Origin of the sequence: Mesorhizobium sp. M7A.T.Ca.US.000.02.2.1 (assembly GCF_003996995.1) — a bacterium.
Lineage (GTDB): Bacteria > Pseudomonadota > Alphaproteobacteria > Rhizobiales > Rhizobiaceae > Mesorhizobium.
Window position 1 is genome coordinate 1 of sequence record NZ_RZTT01000914.1, and the last position, 464, is coordinate 464.

1 pseudogene is annotated in these 464 nt (G+C 62.9%); it reads right to left on the minus strand.

From position 1 onward, the window contains the following. Positions 1 to 377: pseudogene (locus EOD15_RS35420) on the minus strand (molybdate ABC transporter permease subunit); the annotation flags it as partial. Positions 378 to 464 lie beyond the last annotated feature (87 nt).

Sequence of the window (464 nt, forward strand, 5' to 3'; positions counted from 1 at the left end):
AGCGTGGTCAGCGCGATGCCGGCCACAGCCGTCGGCAGGGCGAAGGGCAGGTCGACCATGGCATCGACGATGCGGCGGCCGGGGAAGCGGTAGCGCACCAGCACCCATGCGACCAGCGTGCCGAAGACGACGTTGACCGCAGCCGCGACGAAGGCGGTGCCGAAGCTGATTCTCAGCGCATTGATGGTGCGGCGATCGGTGGCGATTGCCCAGAATTCAGGCCAGCCAAGGGCGGCCGAGCGCCAGAGCAGCCCGGATAGCGGGATGAGGATGATGAGGGTGAGGTAGGCAAGCGAGAAGCCGAGCGTCAATCCGAAACCCGGAATGACGCTCGGCTGCCTGAATCGCCACCCCGCCTGGGCGGGTGCTGTGGTCATGTCGTCCTGAATATCGACTGCTTACTGGGGCTTGTAGATCTGGTCGAATATACCACCATCGCCGAAATGATAAGGCTGTGCTTTTTT